The sequence below is a fragment of the Sphingobium sp. VMM genome, from assembly GCF_056790315.1.
Map to the genome: position 1 here is coordinate 76,954 of NZ_JBXGSI010000005.1, position 18,674 is coordinate 95,627.

Consider the following 18,674-nt stretch of genomic DNA (forward strand, 5'->3'; position numbering starts at 1 on the left):
ATCAGCCCCCGATCGTCCGGTCGGACGGCCAGAAACGCTGGCGCAGCGCCTTCTTGTTGACCTTGCCCATGATTGTGCGGCCGATATCGTCGACCATTTCGTAGCCGCGCGGGCATTTATAACCGGCAAGGCTGGCGCGGCAGAAGGCGTTGAGTTCGTCGGCGCTCGGCGGATCGGCCGGATCGCGCGGGATCACCAGCGCGCGGGCTTCCTCGCCCATTTCCGCATTGGGGGCAGCGACCACGGCGATGTCGGCCACCTTGGGATGGCGCAGCAGCACATGTTCGGATTCCGCCGGATAGATGTTGACGCCGCCCGACACGATCATGTCGGACACGCGATCGGTGATGAAGAGATAGCCCGCATCATCGACATAGCCCATCTCCCCCAGGGTGAAGATGCCCGGCGCGATATGGGCGGCGGCGGTCTTTTCCGGGTCGCCGCGATAGACGATGCCATGGCCGCTGGTGTCGCGGAAATAGACCTGGCCAACCTCGTGGGCGCCCAGCACCGCGCCGTCGTCGCCATAGATAACGGTTTCGAACGGGGCCAAGGCGCGGCCGACCGATCCGGGACGCTCCAGCCATTCGGGCGAGGTGATGAAGGTGGTGGAGCCGGCCTCGGTGCCGCCATAGGCCTCCACCAGCACCGGGCCGAACCAGTCGATCATCGCCTGCTTGACGGCGCGCGGGCAGGCCGCGCCGGTATGGGCGAGGCGCTGGATGCTGGAGACGTCATATTTTGCGCGCACCTCTTCCGGCAGGGCGAGCATGCGCTGGAAATGGGTGGGAACCATGACCGATCCGGCGACCCGATATTTCTCGATCAGGGCCAGCGCCCTTTCCGCGTCGAAATGCTCGACCGTGATGAGGCTCATGCCGCCGAAGACGTTGCGGGCCATGCCGAGCGGGCCGGTATGGTAGAGCGGACCGACGGCGATGCCCGGCGAGGGCGTGATGCGGGCGCGCACCGTTTCCGCCAGCGCCTGCACCGTGGCGACGCGCGGGAAATATTGCGGTGGGGTCTCGGTCGCCTTGGGCCGGCCGGTGGTGCCGGAGGTATAATGGAGATGGGGCAGCGGTGGCACGCTGGGGTCCGGCTCCGCGGTCGAGGCGGCGGCGAGCCACGCTTCCCAATGGATCACCCCTTCGCGATCGGGGCAGCGCCAGCCGATGACGGTGGCGACGCCGGCTTCGGTCGCAGCGGCGAGGCCCGCCTCCATCGTTTCCGGGCCGACCAGCAGGGCGACGGCGCCGCTGTCCTTGAGGATATAGGCGGCCTCCGACGGGGTGAGGTGGAAGCTGACCGGGACGCTGGAAATGCCGGCCTCCAGACAGGCGACATAGGCGATCACGGTTTCGGCGCTGTTGGGCGCGAAGACGGCGACCCGGCGTTCGCGCAGGTCAAGACCGTTCAAGGCATTGGCAGCGCGGTTCAGCAGGTCATCCAGTTGCAGCCAGTCGAGCGAGACACGCTCGTCCGTCAGCGCCATGTCGGTGCGACGGTCAGGCGCGACAGCCTGGAGGGTGAGAGACATGCAGCGTCCTTTCAGGCGGCCGGCGCGTGGACGGCACGCGCGGCGATGGTGGGGGCGAGGTAGCGCAGGGCCATGCGGAAGGAGAGGAGGGCGACGACCGAGCAGACGGTGACGACCACGGCCAGCGACTGGCCCAGCGCGGCTTCGGACCGGAAGACATATTGGGTGAGCGCGGCGACGATCGCCGGGCCGGCGCCCAGGCCCAATATGGTGAAGACGAACAGGAAGAAGGCCAGCATCCGTGCGCGGATCGTGGCCGGCGCGATCAGCCCCATGATCGAGGAGACATAGACCATGAAGGGCACGGTGATGAACTGCGCCACGCAGTAGCAGACCAGGAAGACATAGACGTTGGTGGCGAAGAACATATAGGCGATCACCGGCAGGAAGCCGAGGATCAGCCAGCTGTAGAAACGCAGATGCGCGTCCGTCATGCCGCGCGTGAACAGGCGGTCGACGATCCAGCCATTGATGACCAGCGACACGGCCGAAACGATGTTCATCAGGCTCAACGCCACGCCATATTGCACCGGCTTCCAGCCGAAATGCCGTTCGATATAGGCGGGCACCCAGTTGGTCATCGAATAGCCGCACATGGCAAGGCAGGAGGTGCCGACCAGCATCAGCGCCAGCAGCCGCCAGTTCTGGCGCACGAAACCGGCGATCGCGCCCTTTTCCGCGACCGGGCGCGCGGCCCTGGTCGCGCCGCGGCGGCCGGGTTCGGGGAAGGTGAAGACCAGCAGGGCGATGAGCAGGCCGGGCACGCCGACCATCATCATCACCAGTTGCCAGGGCTGGGCGGGGCCATGGAAGGGAATATGGATGCCGCTATGCGCGGCGGCGAAGGCGATCGCGACGCCGCCCAGTGCGAAGGCGGTGGCCGACCCCACTTTGCCGGCCATCTGGAAGGTGGAGGTGGCGCGGGTCAGCAGGCGCGGCGGGAAGGCGTCGGCAATCAGCGAATAGGCGGCGGGCAGCAGCGCCGCCTCCCCCACGCCGACGAAGATGCGGCCGACCAGCAGCGCCTCATAGCTTTGCGCGAAGCCGCAGGCGGTGGTGGCGACGGCCCAGAGCGCGACGCCGCCGAAGATGATCCAGCGGCGCGAATAACGGTCCGCAGCCCAGCCGAGCGGCAGGCCGAAAATGGCATAGAAGATGGCGAAGGAGGTCGAGGTGATCATGCTGACCTGGACATCGCTGAGCAGCAGATGCGCCTTGATCGGCGTGACCAGCATCGACACGATCAGCCGGTCGACCCAGGACAGGACATAGAGGCCGAACAGCACCGCCACCATCCACCAGGCGGTGCCCAGTTGCTGGGTGTCGCCACCGTCCGGGGCTTTCTCCTGGCTGGTCATCAGCATGATCCTTCCCTTCGCCCTCTTGCGTCTCTCAGCGTTGCGGCAATGCGTTGAGTTCGGCGATCTTGAGCTTGCCAAGCTGGGCCATGTGCACCTCGTCCGGCCCGTCGGCGAGGCGCAGATAGCGCGCATTCATGAAGGCGGCGGCAGGCGGGAAGTCGCTGGCCATGCCGATGCCGCCGAACACCTGCATCGCCCGGTCGGCGACCGTCTGGGTCATGCGCGGCGCGACGATCTTGATCGCGGCGATCAGATCCTTGGCGACCTTGTTGCCGTGGCGGTCCATCGCGTCGGCGGCCTTGAGCGTCAGCAGCCGGGCCTGCTCGATCTCGCAGAAGGACAAGGCGATATCCTGGCGGATGCTGCCCTGGTCGGCGAGCTTGCGGCCGAAGGCGACCCGGCTGTCGACGCGGCGGGCCATATATTCGAGCGCGCGCTGGGCCTGGCCGATGAGGCGCATGCAATGGTGGATGCGGCCCGGCCCCAGGCGCCCCTGGGCGATCTCGAACCCGCGTCCTTCGCCCAGGATCAGATTTTCCCTGGGCACGCGCACATCCTTGAAGACCATCTCGGCATGGCCGCCGGGCGAGTGGACGGCGTTCATCACGTCGAGCGGGCGGACGATCTCTATCCCCGGCGTGTCGGCCGGGACCAAGATCTGCGAATGCTGCTGGTGGCGCGGCCGATCCGCATTAGGGGTGCGGCCGAGCAGGATATAGACTTTGGTCAGCGGGTCGAGCGCGCCCGAAATCCACCATTTGCGGCCATTGATGACATAGTCGTCGCCATCCGCGACGATCGTCGTCTCGACATTGGTGGCGTCGGACGAGGCGACGCCCGGCTCGGTCATGACATAGCAGGAGCGGATATCGCCGGCGAGCAGGGGCTTGAGCCACTTCTCCTGCTGCTCGGGCGTGCCGTAGCGGGCGAGCACTTCCATATTGCCGGTGTCGGGCGCGGAGCAGTTATAATATTCGGACGATCCGATCACCCGGCCCATCAGCTCGGCCAGCGGCGCATATTCTAGGTTGGTGAGGCCGGGGCTCCATGCCCCATATTCATGCGGCAGGAACAGGTTCCACAGGCCCGCTTCCTTCGCCTTGGCCTTGATCGTCTCGGTGCCCGGCCAGCGCTGCCACAGATGGGCGGGATCATGGTGGAAATGATCCCGTTCCTTCTCGATCGGATAGACATGGGCGTCCATGAAATCGGTGAGCTGCGCCCGCAGCGCCTGCACCTTGTCGGAATATTCGAAATCCATGCGATCGGTCCTTTTGGGAAATGGGCGAAGGCGGGCAGGGGATCAGGTCAGCGTGAGGCCGCCGTCCACGATCAGCGTCTGCCCGCAGATGTAGGTGGAGAGGGGGGAGGCGAGGAACAGGGCGACGCCAGCCATCTCCTCCACTGAGCCGAAGCGGCCGAGCGGGATGCGCGACAGCGCACGGTCGCGCCGCTCGTCATTGTCCATCGTCACCTTGGTCATCTTGGTATCGACCAGGCTGGGGGCGATGCCGTTGACGCGGATGCCCTCGCCCGCCCAGGCGATGGCGAGCGCGCGGACCAGATTGACGGCGCCGGCCTTCGACGCGGCATAGGCGGGGTTGCCGAAGGTCGCCTTGAACCCGCCGATCGAGCTGACGACGATGACGGCGCCTTTCGTGGCGGCCAGCGCATCCTTGAAGCGGTTGGAGATGTGGAGGATGGAGTCGAGATTGACCGCCATCACCTTGTTCCAGCCGTCGACCTCGAACTCCTGGCGGCGATAGAGGACGGCGCCCTGCGAATGGATGAGGACGTCCAGCGCATCGAACGGCGCGGGTGCGGCGGCGATCGCGGCGGGATCGCGGACATCGACCTGGGTATAGCCGATGCCGTCCAGATCCGATCCTTCCTCGCCGGCATAGTCGGCGGCGCTGGCGCGGGTACCCCAGACATGGACGCGGGCGCCGCGTTTCAGGAAGGCCTGGGCCATGCCATTGCCGATGCCGCTCGATCCGCCGACCACCAGCACCGTCTTTCCGGTGAAGTCCAGTTCATTGCCCAAGGGGGAACATCCTTCCTGCATGTCAGCGGATCAGCGCCTGGGCGCGGTCGAAAAGGTGGATGGCGCGGCTGTGCAGCCGGTCGCCGGTGTCGCGGGGTGCCTTGCCGGCGCAGGCGCGGGCATGGGTGCCCTCCAGCAGAATGCCGAGCTTGTAGCAGGCGAGGACATGATACCAGTCGACCGCCGACAGATCGCGCGCGGAGCCGGCGCCATAGCGCGCGACCAGTTCGGCGGGCGTCGGGAAACCCTCCCACGGGGTGACCGACACGGTGCTGGCGCCGCTGCCGTCGGGCCAGGTTGCCAGCACCCAGCCCAGGTCGAGCAGTGGATCGCCGATCGTCGCCAGTTCCCAGTCGATGATCGCGGCAAGATCGCCGCTGTCGGGGCGGTACATGACATTGGCGAGATGATAGTCGCCATGCATGATGCCGGGCGTGAAATCGGCTGGGCGGTGCCGTTCCAGCCAGGCGGCGATGGCGTCGACGCTGGGCAGCGCCTGCGGCCCGGTCCAGTCGGCAAATTCGCCATAGCCGGCAAGCTGACTGCGCCAGCGATCGACCTGGCGGCCGAGGAAATTGTCGGGCCGGCCGAAATCGGCGAGGCCCAGCGCCTGATGATCGAGCGCGCCCAATGCGGCGATGCCGTCGACCAGGGCCAGGCCCATGGCGTGACGCATCGTGGGCGAACCGGCATGGGGCATGGGCAGCTTGCCGACCGGATTGAAGCCGTCGACCGGCTCCATCAGGTAGAAGGCGACGCCCAGCACGCTTTCGTCGCCGCAATCGGCGATCAGCGCGGGATGGGGGACATTGGTGTCGGCGATGGCGCGCAGCAGCCGCGCCTCGCGCCGCATGGTTTCATTGCTGTTGGGGCGGGGGTGTGCCGGCGGGCGACGGAAGATATAGTCGCGGCCGTCGCGGGTCAGGCGCAGCAGGATATTCTGCGTCCCCCCGGCAAGCGGCGTCACGTTATCGATCGGACCGGAGCCAAGCCCCTGATCCGTCATCCACGCCGCCAGCGACTCGATGTCGACCGCTGATTCCACTTAGGCATCCCTCGCTTTTTTCGACTGTTAGCCGTCGATTAGGTCAATTGGATAATGCACTTGACGAACCATCATTGCAATGAGAAATTGCACTCATGGTCAGACTTCAACTCGCCAAGGCCGACGATGCCAGCCGCGGATCTGCTGCCGAGCAGATCAAGCAGGTGGCGTTGCGCCTGTTCGCCGAGAAGGGCGTGGATGGCGTGACCGTGCGCGAAATCGCGGCGGCGGCGGGGCAGAAGAATCACGGTGCCGTCAGTTACTATTTCGGATCGAAGGAGGCGCTGGTCCGGGCGCTGGTGATGGATGGGGCGATGGCGCTGGAGCGGGAGCGCAATGCGGCGCTCGACGGGCTGGAGGCGCAGGGCGGGCCGCGCTCGATCCGCGAAGTGGTGGAGATATTGGTGCGGCCGGTGCTGGCGCTGCCCGACAGCCATTATGTCCAGTTCATCGTCATCTTTGCCATGACCCATCGCGACATGATGCTGGATGCGATCGATCCGGCCTGGAACAATGCCTATGGCCGGTGCCTGGACCATTTGCGGGGGATGATGGCGGACCTGCCGGTGGCGTTGCAGAACCAGCGCTTCGTGTTCATGGGGGCGTATCTGAGCGCCGTGCTGTCGGCCCGGCAGCGCGCGCTGGCCGACGAGAGCCGGGCGCATCCGATGTGGGGCAGCGAGGCGAGCGTCGAGCATTTCCTGCAGACGCTGGTGGCGTTGCTGGAAGCGCCGGCGGACCTGCCGGCGGAGATGCTCAGGCAATTGGGACAACGCGGCGGCGCTATTCCGGATCGACCTGGCCCTGTCGGTTGAACCGGGGCGCAATCACAATCAGAACATAGAAGACGAAACAAGCGGAGCGGGATGATGGCAGTTACGGAAAGGATCGGCGAAGCGGAGCACGCGCGCACGGCAGAGCTGCTGGCGATGCCGCTGGCCGAACTGATGGCGCAGGCGGCGGCGCTGCGCGACGAAGGCCATGGCCGGGTGCAGAGCTGGTCGCGCAAGATCTTCATCCCGCTGACCCAGCTATGCCGCAATCTCTGCCATTATTGCACCTTCTCGCAGCCGCCCCGGCCGGGCGAGAATGCCTATATGACGCGCGAGGAAGTGCTGGCGGTGGCACGCGCCGGCAAGGCGGCGGGCTGCACCGAAGCGCTGTTCACGCTGGGCGACAAACCGGAATTGCGCTTTGCTGCCGCGCGCGAGGAACTGGCGCGGCTGGGCCATGACAGCACCCTGTCCTATCTGGCGGAGATGGCGGCGCTGGTGCGCGACGAGACCGGGCTGCTGCCGCACATCAATGCCGGGGTCATGACCCGCGAGGAAATGGCCGGTCTGCGCCGGGTTTCGGTGTCGCAGGGGCTGATGCTGGAGTCGGTGTCCGACCGGCTGTGCCGCAAGGGCGGCGCCCATTATCGCTCGCCCGACAAGGAACCGGCGGCGCGGCTGGAGACGATCCGGCTGGCGGGGGAACTCGCCATCCCCTTCACCACCGGCATCCTGATCGGCATCGGCGAGACGCGCGAGGAACGGATCGAGGCGCTGGAGGCGATCCGCGACCTGCAGGATGGCTATGGCCATATCCAGGAGGTGATCGTCCAGAATTTCCGGGCCAAGGAACGGACGGTGATGGCCAACGCGCCCGAACCGGACATGGACGACCTGCTGTGGACGATCGCGGTGGCGCGGCTGATCCTGGGGCCGGAGATGAATATCCAGGCACCGCCCAACCTGTCGGCGGCGGACTTCCCCCGGCTGATGGCGGCGGGGATCAATGATTGGGGCGGCGTGTCGCCGGTGACGCCCGACCATGTGAACCCGGAAGCCCCCTGGCCGGCGGTCGAGCGGCTGCGCGCCGCGACGGAAGGCGAAGGGCGGATGCTGGTCGCCCGGCTGCCGGTCTATCCCGCCTATGCGCAGGATAATGACCGCTGGCAGGACCAGGCGATGGTCCGCCATGTGCTGGCCCATGCCGATGCGATGGGCTTTGCGCGCGAGGATGACTGGTCGCCGGGCATCGCACTGGAGCCGCGCATCACGCGCCCGTCGGCGCTGCCGGTCGATCCGGTGATCGCGGCGATCGTCGATCGGGCGATGGCCGGGGCGCTGCTGGAAGAAGCCGAAATCGAGGCACTGTTCACCGCGCGCGAGACCGACCTGGAGCATGTCTGCGCCAGCGCGGACGCGCTGCGGATGCAGGAGGTGGGCGACACGATCAGCTATGTCGTCAACCGCAACATCAACTACACCAATATCTGCGCCTATAAATGCAGCTTCTGCGCCTTTTCCAAGGGCGACAAGGCGGAGGCGCTGCGCGGCAAGCCCTATGACCTGGACCTGGAGGAAGTGGTCCGTCGCACCCGCGAGGCGTGGGAGCGGGGCGGCACCGAAGTCTGCCTGCAGGGTGGCATCCACCCCCATTATACCGGCGACATCTATCTGAACCTGGCCCGCGCGGTGAAGGCGGCGGTGCCCGAAATGCACATCCACGCCTTTTCCCCGCTGGAAGTGTGGCAGGGGGCGGCGACGCTGGGCCTGCCGGTCGAGGATTTCCTGCGCCGGCTGAAGGCGGTGGGCCTCGACACGCTGCCCGGCACGGCGGCCGAGATACTGGATGACGAGGTGCGGGCGATCATCTGCCCCGACAAGCTGGACACGGCGCAATGGCTGGAGGTGATCGAGACCGCGCATCGCGTCGGCTTCACCACCACCGCGACGATCATGTTCGGCCATGTCGACACGCCGCGCCACTGGGCAAGGCACCTGATCCGCATCCGTGACCTGCAGCGGCGGACCGGCGGCTTCACCGAATTCGTGCCCTTGCCCTTCGTCCATATGGAGGCGCCGATGGGCGTGCGCGGCCAGTCGCGCCATGGCCCGACCTTCCGCGAGGTGCGGCTGATGCATGCGGTCGCGCGGCTGGCGCTGCACCCGCACATCCGGTCGATCCAGACCAGCTGGGTCAAGCTGGGGCCGGAAGGGGTGAAGGCCTGCCTGGAGGGCGGCGCCAATGACCTGGGCGGCACGCTGATGAACGAGAGCATCTCGCGCGCGGCCGGCACCCAGCATGGCCAGGAAATGCCGCCCGCCGCGATGGAGGCGCTGATCCGGTCGATCGACCGCACGCCCCGGCAGCGCAGCACCGCCTATGGCGGCGTGAGCGAAGACATACATGCACGCGGAATGACCGCGGCGGAACTGACACCCATGGTCCTGACGCCCCCGCGCAAGCGGCGGCGCGAGGCCGATACGAACCAGGAGAGGTTTGAATATGCAGAATGAGGCTTTGGCGACGATCGCCGTGCTTGGCGGGACCGGCAAGGAAGGTGGCGGCCTGGCGCTGCGCTGGGCGCACAAGGGGCACAAGGTCATCATCGGCAGCCGCACCGCCGAGCGGGCGCAGGAAGCGGCCGATGCCATGAACGCGACGCTGGGCGGGAGTTCGGTCGTCGGCGCGGCCAATCCCGATGCCGCAGCGCAGGCCGACATCATCGTGCTGGCCGTGCCCTATGCTGCGCAGCAATCGACGGTGAAGGATGTCGCCGACGCGCTGGCCGGCAAGATATTGATCGACGTGACCGTGCCGCTGGTGCCGCCCAAGGTCAGCCGGGTGCAGTTGCCCGATGGCGGATCGGCGGTCGAGGCGGTGCAGAAGATGCTAGGCGAGGGGGTCCGCGTCGTCTCCGCCTTCCAGAATATCAGCGCGCATCACCTGACCAAGCTGGACGAGGAGATCGAGTGCGACGTGCTGGTCTGTGCCGACGACAGCGAGGCGGCGGATCAGGTGGTGGAACTGGCGCAGGAAATCGGCCTGCGCGCCTGGAATGCCGGGCCGCTGTGCAATTCGGTTGTTGCAGAAGGACTTACGTCGGTCTTGATTGCGCTCAATCGCCGGTACAAGGTACCCGGATCGGGTATTCGCATCACCGGAGTGTAAGCTGCATCCATGATAGTCGCACCGGCCGCCGTCACATTATCGGCCCTGAACGGGGTTCCCATGGTTGCGCCGGGCGACGATCTGTCGGCCATGCTGCTGTCGGCCTGCCATGCCAATGGCCTGTCGTTGCAGGATGGCGACATCGTCGTGCTGGCGCAGAAGATCATATCCAAGGCGGAGGGACGCGCGGTGCCGCTGGCCAGCGTGTCGCCCTCGGCCGAGGCGATCGATCTGGCAGCGCAATGCCACAAGGATCCCCGGCTGGTCGAACTGATCCTGTCGGAGAGCGAGAAGCTGATGCGGGTCCGGCCGGGCGTGCTGATCGTGCGCCATCGGCTGGGTCTGGTGCTGGCCAATGCCGGGATCGACCAGTCCAACATCGCGCAGGATGGGGATGGCGTCGCGCTGCTGCTGCCGCTCGATCCCGATGGCAGCGCTGCGGCGCTGCGGCAGGCAGTGCGTGATGCGCTGGGCATCGATATCGCAGTGGTCATCATCGACAGTCTGGGCCGGGCCTGGCGCAAGGGCACCTGTGGCGTGGCGATCGGCGTCGCGGGCATGAGCGGCCTGCTCGACCTGCGCGGCGAACCGGATCTGCATGGCCGGCCGTTGCAGACCAGCGAACTGGGCCTGGCCGACGAGGTGGCGGCCGCCGCCTCGTTGATCATGGGGCAGGCCGGGGAAGGCCGGCCGATCGTCGTGGCGCGAGGCATTGCGCGGGGCCGCAATGAGGGCAGTGCGGCCGAACTGATCCGCGAGCCGGCGATGGACCTGTTCCCATGAGCGTGCTGGCCCTGGCCGGGGGCGTCGGCGGCGCCAAGCTGGCCAATGGCCTGGCCGGCGTCGTGCCGCCCGGCGCACTGACCATTGCCGTCAACACCGGCGACGATTTCGTCCATATGGGCCTGCATATCTCGCCCGACATCGACAGCGTCACCTATGCGCTCGCCGGCATGAACGATAGCGTGCGTGGCTGGGGCGTGGCCGATGAAAGCTGGGCCTTCATGGACGCGACAAGGCGGCTGGGCGGCGAAAGCTGGTTCAACCTGGGCGATCGTGACCTGGCGACCCATGTGCTGCGCACCGCCTTGCTGCGCGAGGGCACCCTGTCTTCGGTCACGGCGAACATCGCCGCGCGGCTGGGCATCGGGCCGGTGATCGTGCCGATGAGCGACGATCCGGTCCGGTCGATGATCGATACCGACCAGGGCGAAATGGCCTTCCAGGATTATTTCGTGCGCCATCAATGCGGGCCGCGCTTCCGGTCGATCCGGTTCGACGGGGCGGCGGCCGCGCGGCCGAGCGCCGGGCTGCTGGCGGCGCTGGATGATCCCGCGCTGGAGGCGATCATCCTTTGTCCGTCCAACCCGATCCTGTCGATCGACCCGATCCTGGCGGTGCCGGGTGTGCGCGATAGGCTGGTGGCGCGGCGCGTGCCGTGCGTGGCGCTGTCGCCCTTCATCGCCGGGCAGGCGGTCAAGGGGCCGGCGGCCAAGATCATGACCGAACTGGGCCTGCCGACGACGCCGGCGACGATCGCCCGCCATTATGACGGGCTGATCGACGGGCTGATGGTGGACGGTGCCGATGCGGCGGGCTGGTCCGACGATGGACTGGCGGTGCGCAGTGCCGACATATTGATGCGCAATGTCGATCAGCAGCGGGTACTGGCCGCTCAGATGATCGATTTCGCGGCAGCCTTGCGGCGCGCGGTTCCATGACCCTGTCCATCCTGATCCCGGCCAAGAGCTTCGCGCAGGGCAAGAGCCGGCTGGCGGAGGTTCTGGGGCCACGGGATCGGGCGGCGCTGTGCCGACAATTATTGGGGCATGTGCTGGCAGTGGCGCGCGATGCGATCCCGGATGCGGCCGTGCATGTCGTCAGCGCCTGCCCGGAGGTGCGCGGTTTCGCGACCGAGCGGGGCGCGAGGGTTCTGGCCGAGCGGGAGCCCGGCCATGTGCCGGCGCTGATGGCGGCGACGCAGGCGTTGCCGGTCGATCGCCCGGTGCTGATCCTGAGCGCGGACCTGCCGATGCTGGCGGCTGCGGACCTGCACGCGATGGTGCAGGAACCCGCCGATGTGGTGATCGCCACCGACCGAGAGGGGCAGGGAACGAATGCGCTGTTGCTGAAGCGGCCCGGCCTCATCTCGCTGCGTTTCGGGCCGGGCAGCCGTGCCGCCCATGTCGGCGAAGCGGAACGAGACGGACATCGCGTATCGGTCATCCGGCGGCCCGGTCTCGCCGACGATGTCGACCTGCCCGAGCATCTCCAAATATTTTCCGTTGGTGCATAATTGCCTTGGTCCTGCCGAACGGGCGGGGTAAGGCAATAAAATTGCATCTAGGTATATAATTGGAGGAGTCGGATGGCGGAGGCATATATTGCGGCCGTGGCGCGCAGCGCCGGTGGAAAGCGGGGCGGCAGGCTGGCAGGGGTGCATCCCGCGGATCTGGCCGGGCGCGTGCTGGCGGGACTGGTGGGCCGCAGCGGGATTGATCCGGCCGCGATCGAGGATGTCATCATGGGCTGCGCCTGTCCCGGCGGCGAGCAGGGCGCGAACATCGCCCGCAACGCCGTGCTGGCCAGCGGCCTGCCCGAATCCGTGCCCGGCACCCATGTCGACCGCCAGTGCGGTTCGTCGCAGCAGGCGCTGCATTTCGCCGCTGCGACGGTGATGGCGGGCGTGCAGGACGTGGTGATCGCCGCCGGTGTCGAGAGCATGACGCGCGTGCCGATGGGCCTGCCCTGGACGCTGGCGGCCAAACATGGGTTCGGCACCTATCGCAGTCCGGGAATCGAGGCGCGCTATCCCGACACGCCGTTCAGCCAGTTTGGCGGGGCCGAGATGATGGCCCGCAAATATGGCTTCGACCGTGCGGCGCTCGATGCCTATGCGCTGGAAAGCCATCATCGCGCGGCGGCGGCGACGCAGGCCGGCAAGTTCGATGCGGAGATCGTGCCGCTGGAGGTCGAGATCGCCGAGGGCGAAAAGCTGGTCCACAAGGTGGATGAGGGCATCCGCTTCGACGCCAGCCTAGAGAAGATTGCCAGCGTCAAGCTGTTGCAGGAGGGCGGGGTGATATCCGCCGCCAATGCCAGTCAGATTTGCGACGGCGCCGCTGCGCTGCTGATCGTCAATGAGCGGGGCCTCAAGGCCCATGGCCTGACGCCGCTGGCGCGGGTGCATGAAATGACCGTGCTGGGGCATGATCCGGTCATCATGCTGGAGGCGCCGATCCCGGCGACCGAGCGGGCGCTGGCGCGAGCAGGCATGACGCTGGGCGATATCGATCTCTACGAAGTGAATGAGGCGTTCGCGCCGGTGCCGCTGGCCTGGGCCAAGGCGCTGGGCGCCGATCCGGCGCGGCTCAACGTGCATGGCGGGGCGATTTCGCTGGGCCATCCGCTGGGGGGATCGGGCGCCAAGCTGATGGCGACGCTGGTCAGTGCCCTGCACGATCGTGACGCGCGCTATGGCCTCCAGACCATGTGCGAGGCCGGCGGCATGGCCAATGTGACGATCGTGGAACGGCTCTGAGGGGAAAGGATCGGCCCTTCCCCGGTGGCGGGGAAGGGCCGATCCCTTAATTGGCTTCGTCGAGCAGGCGGCGGGCGATGACCTGGGCCTGGATTTCGCCGGCGCCCTCGAAAATGTTGAGAATGCGCGCGTCAGCCAGCAGGCGGCTGACCTGATATTCGGTGGCGAAGCCGTTGCCGCCATGGATCTGCAGCGCATTGTCGGCGGCCGCCCAGGCGACCCGCGCGCCGATCAGCTTGGCCATGCCGGCCTCCAGATCGCAGCGCTTGTCCTCATCCTTGCGCCGGGCGGCAAAATAGGTGAGCTGGCGCGCGCCCATGATCTCCGCCGCCATCATCGCCAGCTTGTTGGCGACGCGCGGGAAGTCGAAGATCGGCCGGCCGAACTGCTTGCGGTCGAGCGCATAGGAAAGGCCGATGTCGAGCGCTGCCTGAGCGACACCGATGGCGCGGGCGGCGGTCTGGATACGGGCGCTTTCGAAGGTCGCCATCAACTGCTTGAAGCCCTGGCCCTCGACCCCGCCGAGCAGATTGGCGGCGGGCACGCGGAAATCGTCGAAGCCGATCTCATATTCCTTCATGCCGCGATAGCCGATCACCTCGATCTCGCCGCCGCTCATGCCGGGCGTGGGGAAGGGGACGTCGACGGTGCCGCGCTGCTTGGGCGCGATCAGCATCGACAGGCCGCTATAGTTGCGGGTGTCGGGATCGGTGCGGACCAGCAGGGTCATCACGTCGGCGCGGGCCGCATGGGTGATCCAGGTCTTGTTGCCGCTGACCCGATATTCGTCGCCGGCAAGCGTCGCGCGGGTGCGCAGTGCGCCAAGGTCGGAACCGGTGTCAGGCTCGGTAAAGACGGCGGTGGGCAGGATCGCGGCATTGGCGATCTGCGGCAACCAATGGGCCTTCTGCTCGGCGGTGCCGCCGGTCAGGATCAGTTCTGCCGCGATTTCCGACCGGGTGGCGAGGCTGCCGACGCCGATCCAGCCGCGCGACAATTCTTCCGACACCACGCACATCGCGGTCTTGCCCATGCCAAGCCCGCCAAACTCCTCCGGAATGGTCATGCCGAACACGCCCATTTCGCCCAGTTCCTGGACCAGCGGCAACGGGATCAGTTCGTCCTTGAGATGCCATTCATGAGCGAAGGGCGCGACCTTCTCGTTCGACAGAGCGAAAAACTGGTCGCGCACCATGTCGAACATCTCGTCGAGGCCGCAATTTTCCAGCGTCGCCCGGCCGCGTGCATCGACCAGATGGCCGGCAATCGCGCTCTTCACCGCCTGGTCGCCCCCGCTGCGGATGAGGGTGCGTAGGGCCGGTGCGTCGAGCGCGGACAGATCGTCGGTAAGGTCGGTAGGGCGGATCACCTCGCCCTGGTTCATCGGGATGCCGCCCAGCATCTGCGCGCCATATTCGGCGAAGAGCAACTGGGCGAGCAGTGCCTCGATCTCGCCAAAGCTGCCCTGGGCGTCGAGACTGGCCGCCCAGCTGGCGACTTCGCGCAGCATTTCGGCATAGGCGGCGAACCAGCCAAAGCCGTGGACGACATGCTGCTCGACATCGGCGAGGACGCGATCGACCTTGCCGCCGTCATTGCTGATCCGCGCCTTCACATGCGGCCGGGCGGCCGCGACAAAGGCATGCGCGGCATCGGCTGCGCCCGACAGCAGTACCGGCAGATCAGGCAGGACCAGGATATTCTTGTCCATCTCCATGGTCGCGCTCATCCTTCCCCCGCCTGCTTCTTGTTGGCCGATGCCATTGCCTTGGCATCCAGTCCGCCGACCAGATTGCCGGTCATCAACTGATTATGGGCATGGGCGAGATGGTGCATGTGGAACACGCTATCCATCACCTGCCGCTTGCCGCGCGCATCCTCGACGAAGTTGAACGCCTGCTTGGTCAGCGCCAGACCGAACCGTTCATGCTGGGCGATTTCGGCGGCGATTTTGGCCACTTCCTCGCGCAGTGTCTCACGCGGGAAAATCTCGTTCACCATGCCGAAATTATAGGCGCGCTGGGCCGGCATGCGGCGGCCGAGCAGCAGCAGTTCGCGCGCGACGCGGGTCGGCAGTTCGAAGGCATGGGCGAAATATTCGACCCCCGGCTGGGCCATGCGCTGCACCGGATCCTGGAAGAAGGCGTCTTCCGATGCGATGATGAGGTCGCAGACCCAGGCCAGCATCAGCCCGCCGGCGATGCACGCGCCCTGCACCATGGCGATCATCGGCTTGGGAATGTCGGCCCAGCGCCGGCACAGGCCCAGATAGCCGTCCTGTTCCAGCACATATTGGCGCTCTGCGCCGCCCTTGTTCAGATGGTCCCACCACATGCTGGTGCGTGTGCGCGGCATGTGGCTGTCCTTGTCCGGGGTGCCGATGTCATGGCCGGCGGAGAAATGCTTGCCCTCACCACCGAGCACGATCACCTTGACCCCGTCATCCTCGACCGCGCGCTTGAAGGCGTCGTCGAGTTGGCCGAGCAGGCGGTAATTCTGGGCATTGCCATATTGGGGGCGGTTCAGCATCACCCAGGCGACGCCGTCCACCACATTGTAGGTCACGAATTCGGGCTGCGCTTCTTCGGACATCGTCCTTCTCCCTCAGCGCGGCGGCATGCGCAGGCCACCGTCGAGCCGCACATATTCGCCGTTCCAATAGTCATTCTCGATCATCGCCAGCGCCATCGCGGCAAACTCCTGAGGCTTGCCGAAACGCTTGGGGAAGGGAACGGTGGCCGACAGGGCATCGCGCACCTTGTCGCTGGCCCGCGCCATCAGCGGCGTGTCGAAAATGCCGGGCAGGATCGCGTTGACGCGGATGCCTTCGCCCATCAGGTCACGCGCCATCGGCAAGGTCAGGCTGACGATGCCGCCCTTCGACGCGGAATAGGCCGCCTGGCCGATCTGGCCGTCGACCGCCGCCGCGCTGGAGGTGTTGATGATGACGCCGCGCGCCTTGTCCTCCAGCGGGTCGAGGCTGAGCATGCCGGCAGCCGACTTGGCACAGCAGCGGAAGGTGCCGATCAGGTTGATCTGGATGATCCGTTCGAACTGGTCGGTCGGGAAGGCCTTGATCTCGCCGGTCTCGCGGTCGCGGCTGACGGTCTTGATGACATTGCCGGTCCCCGCGCAATTGACCAGGATACGTTCCTGGCCATGCGCGGCGCGCGCCTTGGCAAAGCCGGCATCGACCGAGGCCTCGTCGGTGACATCGACCTTGCAGAAGGTGCCGCCGATGTCCGCCGCGACCTTCGTCCCGGTTTCCTCGTTGAAGTCGAACAGCGCGACCTTTGCGCCCTGCGCCGCGATGGCGCGGGCCGTCGCCTCGCCCAGACCCGATGCCCCGCCGGTGACGATGGCGGCTACCCCCTGGTCGATCTTCATGCCTGTGTCCTCTCCTTCACGGGGCGTTGGGCGATCGCGCCGTCGTTCGTCAGCGCGTCGAGCGCGCCGTCGTCGAGGCCGAGCCATTCCCCCAATATTTCGCGGCTATGTTCGCCCACGCGCGGTGGGCAGTGACGATAATCGGCCGGTGTCGCCGACAGTTTGCCGGGATAGGCGACGGTCGGTATCTCGACCCCATCCTCTTCCCGGCGATAGCGATGGACGGTCTGGCGGGCGTCGATGAACGGATCCTCGAACACATCCTGGATGCTGTTGACCGGGCCGGCGGGGACGCCCGCGGCGACGAAGCGCGCCATCAGGTCGTCGCGGGCGAAGGGGCGGACGATCTCCTGCACTTTTGCCTCGATCGCGTCGCGGTTGATGAGGCGCTGGGCGCTGGTGGCGTAGAGCGGATCGGTGCCCAGTTCCGCATGACCCATTTCCGTGCAGAAGGCGCGGAACTGGCGGTCATTGCCGATCGCGATGATCATCATGCCGTCGGCGACCTCGAACGTCTTGTAGGGGACGACGGTGGGATGGCGATTGCCCAGGCGCCCGGGCACGATGCCGCCGACCAGCCAGTTCATTCCCTGATTGGCGAGCATCGCGATCTGGGTATCGAGCAGCGACACGTCGATCTGTTGCCCCTCGCCCGTGCGTTCGGCATGGCGCAGGGCGGCGAGGATGGAAACGGTGGCAAACATGCCGGTCGACAGGTCGGCCATGGCGACGCCGGCGCGTAGCGGGCCGCCATCCTCTTCGCCGGTGATGCTCATGAAGCCGCCCATGCCCTGGGCAACGAAATCATAGCCGCCCCGGTCGGCATAGGGGCCGGTCTGGCCGAAGCCGGTGATCGAGCAATAGACGAGGCGGGGGTTGATCGCCTTCAGGCTGGCATAGTCGAGGCCGTATTTGCTGAGGCCCCCGACCTTGAAATTCTCGACCAATATGTCGGCTTCCGCCGCCAGCCGGCGGATCAGCTCGGCGCCCTGCGGCGTCGCCAGGTTGATCGCGGCGGAGCGCTTGTTGCGGTTGCAGGAGAGATAATAGGCGCTGGTGCCGATTTCCGGCTGGCCATCGGCGTCGGTTAGAAAGGGCGGGCCCCAGGCGCGGGTATCGTCGCCATGGCCGGGCAGTTCGATCTTGATGACGTCGGCACCGAAGTCGGCGAGTATCTGGGTCGACCATGGCCCCGCGAGCACGCGCGACAGGTCGAGAACCTTGATCCCTTCAAGCGCGCGGCCGCTCATCGGCTGCCCGCCTTGTCCTTCATGACCGCTGTCATCGCCATCCGCTCCTGTCCCCGTCTATCTGCTGCATCGGTTGATGATTCTGATAGCGGGTGCAGGAATGGAGGGCAAGAATTATTGCACTATGGGATACTTTTGGAGCTATTTCTTGGTGGCGCTGGCGAGATAGGCGAGCAGGTTGGCGCGATCGGCCGGGTTGGGCAGGCCGGCAAAGACCATGCGGCTGCCGGGGACGGCGGCGCTGGGCTTGGCAAGGAAGCCGTCCAGCGACTTGGCATCCCAGCGGATCTTGGCCTTCTGCATCGCCGGGGAATAGGTAAAGCCCGGCACGGTGCCCGAGGTACGCCCGAATATGCCCGAGAGCGAAGGGCCAAGCTTCTTCACGCCCGGATCGACCGAATGGCAGACGGCGCAGCGGGCGAAGACCGCCTTGCCCTTGGTCGCATCGCCCGCCTGGGCCAGAGCCGGGCCGGTGGCCGCGACCGCCATAGCGAACATCATCACGCGCGAAACATGCTTCATCGACATCCTGATCCCTCTTCCCTTCTTCTCTGGCTAAAATCTATA

The 18,674-nt window shown here is 66.6% G+C and carries 17 protein-coding genes; 7 read left to right on the forward strand and 10 right to left on the reverse strand.

Translation table 11 applies throughout. The features are described from left to right. Nucleotide 1 precedes the first annotated feature (1 nt). The 5 genes from ACUCV3_RS08345 to ACUCV3_RS08365 are packed head-to-tail and all read right to left on the reverse strand — an operon-like array spanning nt 2 to nt 5,987. The gene (locus tag ACUCV3_RS08345) at nt 2-1,537 is read right to left on the reverse strand and encodes an AMP-binding protein (RefSeq protein WP_279728583.1); all 1,536 of its coding nucleotides are present in this window, start codon (nt 1,535-1,537) and stop codon (nt 2-4) included. An 11-nt stretch (nt 1,538-1,548) separates the two neighbouring features. Further along, nucleotides 1,549-2,895 (reverse strand): MFS transporter, encoded by a 1,347-nt coding sequence (locus ACUCV3_RS08350; RefSeq protein ID WP_279776155.1) that lies wholly within the window; start codon nt 2,893-2,895, stop codon nt 1,549-1,551. A 34-nt stretch (nt 2,896-2,929) separates the two neighbouring features. Then, on the reverse strand, nt 2,930-4,159 hold the full coding sequence (locus tag ACUCV3_RS08355; RefSeq protein WP_279728580.1) for an acyl-CoA dehydrogenase family protein: 1,230 nt from the start codon (nt 4,157-4,159) through the stop codon (nt 2,930-2,932). A 42-nt stretch (nt 4,160-4,201) separates the two neighbouring features. Then, nucleotides 4,202-4,942: an SDR family NAD(P)-dependent oxidoreductase gene (locus ACUCV3_RS08360; protein WP_482240543.1), complete on the reverse strand. Its 741-nt coding sequence runs from the start codon at nt 4,940-4,942 to the stop codon at nt 4,202-4,204. A 22-nt stretch (nt 4,943-4,964) separates the two neighbouring features. Next, nucleotides 4,965-5,987 carry a phosphotransferase family protein gene (locus tag ACUCV3_RS08365; RefSeq protein WP_279728578.1) on the reverse strand — a complete coding sequence of 341 codons (1,023 nt, stop codon included), beginning with the start codon at nt 5,985-5,987 and terminating at the stop codon, nt 4,965-4,967. Between the two features lie 95 nt (nt 5,988-6,082). Between ACUCV3_RS08365 and ACUCV3_RS08370 the strand changes: the two genes are divergently transcribed. The 7 genes from ACUCV3_RS08370 to ACUCV3_RS08400 all read left to right on the forward strand — a co-directional run bounded on the left by ACUCV3_RS08370 (nt 6,083) and on the right by ACUCV3_RS08400 (nt 13,470). Beyond that, nucleotides 6,083-6,802 carry a TetR/AcrR family transcriptional regulator gene (locus tag ACUCV3_RS08370; RefSeq protein ID WP_482240544.1) on the forward strand — a complete coding sequence of 240 codons (720 nt, stop codon included), beginning with the start codon at nt 6,083-6,085 and terminating at the stop codon, nt 6,800-6,802. Nucleotides 6,803-6,853: 51 nt separating this feature from the next. Beyond that, a complete protein-coding gene (cofH, locus tag ACUCV3_RS08375; protein ID WP_482240545.1) occupies nt 6,854-9,274 on the forward strand; it encodes a 5-amino-6-(D-ribitylamino)uracil--L-tyrosine 4-hydroxyphenyl transferase CofH in 2,421 nt (806 codons plus the stop codon). Further along, nucleotides 9,264-9,929 carry an NADPH-dependent F420 reductase gene (npdG, locus tag ACUCV3_RS08380; RefSeq protein ID WP_279728574.1) on the forward strand — a complete coding sequence of 222 codons (666 nt, stop codon included), beginning with the start codon at nt 9,264-9,266 and terminating at the stop codon, nt 9,927-9,929. The genes cofH and npdG overlap by 11 nt, the downstream gene beginning before the upstream one ends. 9 nt (nt 9,930-9,938) lie before the next feature. Continuing rightward, complete coding sequence (gene cofE, locus ACUCV3_RS08385; protein WP_432215150.1) at nt 9,939-10,712, forward strand: coenzyme F420-0:L-glutamate ligase; 774 nt, start codon at nt 9,939-9,941, stop codon at nt 10,710-10,712. Next, nucleotides 10,709-11,650: a 2-phospho-L-lactate transferase gene (gene cofD / locus ACUCV3_RS08390; RefSeq protein WP_279728571.1), complete on the forward strand. Its 942-nt coding sequence runs from the start codon at nt 10,709-10,711 to the stop codon at nt 11,648-11,650. The genes cofE and cofD overlap by 4 nt, the downstream gene beginning before the upstream one ends. Then, nucleotides 11,647-12,225, forward strand: a complete 579-nt coding sequence (cofC, locus tag ACUCV3_RS08395) for a 2-phospho-L-lactate guanylyltransferase (protein WP_279728569.1) — start codon at nt 11,647-11,649, stop codon at nt 12,223-12,225. Before cofD ends, cofC begins: the two co-directional genes overlap by 4 nt. A 72-nt stretch (nt 12,226-12,297) precedes the next feature. Beyond that, nucleotides 12,298-13,470, forward strand: coding sequence for an acetyl-CoA C-acetyltransferase (locus tag ACUCV3_RS08400; protein ID WP_482240546.1), 1,173 nt, complete (start codon nt 12,298-12,300; stop codon nt 13,468-13,470). Between the two features lie 46 nt (nt 13,471-13,516). Here the strand turns inward: ACUCV3_RS08400 and ACUCV3_RS08405 are convergent, their stop codons facing one another. The 5 genes from ACUCV3_RS08405 to ACUCV3_RS08425 form a co-directional block, all read right to left on the reverse strand. Then, entirely contained in the window at nt 13,517-15,199 is a 1,683-nt protein-coding gene (locus tag ACUCV3_RS08405) for an acyl-CoA dehydrogenase family protein (protein WP_279728566.1), read from the reverse strand. Then, nucleotides 15,196-16,062 carry an enoyl-CoA hydratase gene (locus tag ACUCV3_RS08410; protein WP_007707227.1) on the reverse strand — a complete coding sequence of 289 codons (867 nt, stop codon included), beginning with the start codon at nt 16,060-16,062 and terminating at the stop codon, nt 15,196-15,198. The genes ACUCV3_RS08405 and ACUCV3_RS08410 overlap by 4 nt, the downstream gene beginning before the upstream one ends. Nucleotides 16,063-16,074: 12 nt before the next feature. Then, nucleotides 16,075-16,857 (reverse strand): SDR family NAD(P)-dependent oxidoreductase, encoded by a 783-nt coding sequence (locus ACUCV3_RS08415; protein ID WP_279728565.1) that lies wholly within the window; start codon nt 16,855-16,857, stop codon nt 16,075-16,077. Then, nucleotides 16,854-18,107, reverse strand: coding sequence for a CaiB/BaiF CoA transferase family protein (locus ACUCV3_RS08420; protein WP_279728564.1), 1,254 nt, complete (start codon nt 18,105-18,107; stop codon nt 16,854-16,856). Before ACUCV3_RS08420 ends, ACUCV3_RS08415 begins: the two co-directional genes overlap by 4 nt. A 141-nt stretch (nt 18,108-18,248) precedes the next feature. Then, complete coding sequence (locus ACUCV3_RS08425; protein WP_097382909.1) at nt 18,249-18,635, reverse strand: c-type cytochrome; 387 nt, start codon at nt 18,633-18,635, stop codon at nt 18,249-18,251. Nucleotides 18,636-18,674 lie beyond the last annotated feature (39 nt).

Excerpts from the sequence above, each read along its gene's own strand:
- ACUCV3_RS08345 (WP_279728583.1), bottom strand. The coding sequence starts at position 1,537 with ATGTCTCTCACCCTCCAGGCTGTCGCGCCTGACCGTCGCACCGACATG.
- ACUCV3_RS08350 (WP_279776155.1), bottom strand. The coding sequence starts at position 2,895 with ATGACCAGCCAGGAGAAAGCCCCGGACGGTGGCGACACCCAGCAACTG.
- ACUCV3_RS08355 (WP_279728580.1), bottom strand. The coding sequence starts at position 4,159 with ATGGATTTCGAATATTCCGACAAGGTGCAGGCGCTGCGGGCGCAGCTC.
- ACUCV3_RS08370 (WP_482240544.1), top strand. The coding sequence starts at position 6,083 with ATGGTCAGACTTCAACTCGCCAAGGCCGACGATGCCAGCCGCGGATCT.
- cofH (WP_482240545.1), top strand. The coding sequence starts at position 6,854 with ATGATGGCAGTTACGGAAAGGATCGGCGAAGCGGAGCACGCGCGCACG.
- npdG (WP_279728574.1), top strand. The coding sequence starts at position 9,264 with ATGCAGAATGAGGCTTTGGCGACGATCGCCGTGCTTGGCGGGACCGGC.
- cofE (WP_432215150.1), top strand. The coding sequence starts at position 9,939 with ATGATAGTCGCACCGGCCGCCGTCACATTATCGGCCCTGAACGGGGTT.
- cofD (WP_279728571.1), top strand. The coding sequence starts at position 10,709 with ATGAGCGTGCTGGCCCTGGCCGGGGGCGTCGGCGGCGCCAAGCTGGCC.
- cofC (WP_279728569.1), top strand. The coding sequence starts at position 11,647 with ATGACCCTGTCCATCCTGATCCCGGCCAAGAGCTTCGCGCAGGGCAAG.
- ACUCV3_RS08400 (WP_482240546.1), top strand. The coding sequence starts at position 12,298 with ATGGCGGAGGCATATATTGCGGCCGTGGCGCGCAGCGCCGGTGGAAAG.
- ACUCV3_RS08405 (WP_279728566.1), bottom strand. The coding sequence starts at position 15,199 with ATGAGCGCGACCATGGAGATGGACAAGAATATCCTGGTCCTGCCTGAT.
- ACUCV3_RS08410 (WP_007707227.1), bottom strand. The coding sequence starts at position 16,062 with ATGTCCGAAGAAGCGCAGCCCGAATTCGTGACCTACAATGTGGTGGAC.
- ACUCV3_RS08415 (WP_279728565.1), bottom strand. The coding sequence starts at position 16,857 with ATGAAGATCGACCAGGGGGTAGCCGCCATCGTCACCGGCGGGGCATCG.
- ACUCV3_RS08420 (WP_279728564.1), bottom strand. The coding sequence starts at position 18,107 with ATGAGCGGCCGCGCGCTTGAAGGGATCAAGGTTCTCGACCTGTCGCGC.
- ACUCV3_RS08425 (WP_097382909.1), bottom strand. The coding sequence starts at position 18,635 with ATGTCGATGAAGCATGTTTCGCGCGTGATGATGTTCGCTATGGCGGTC.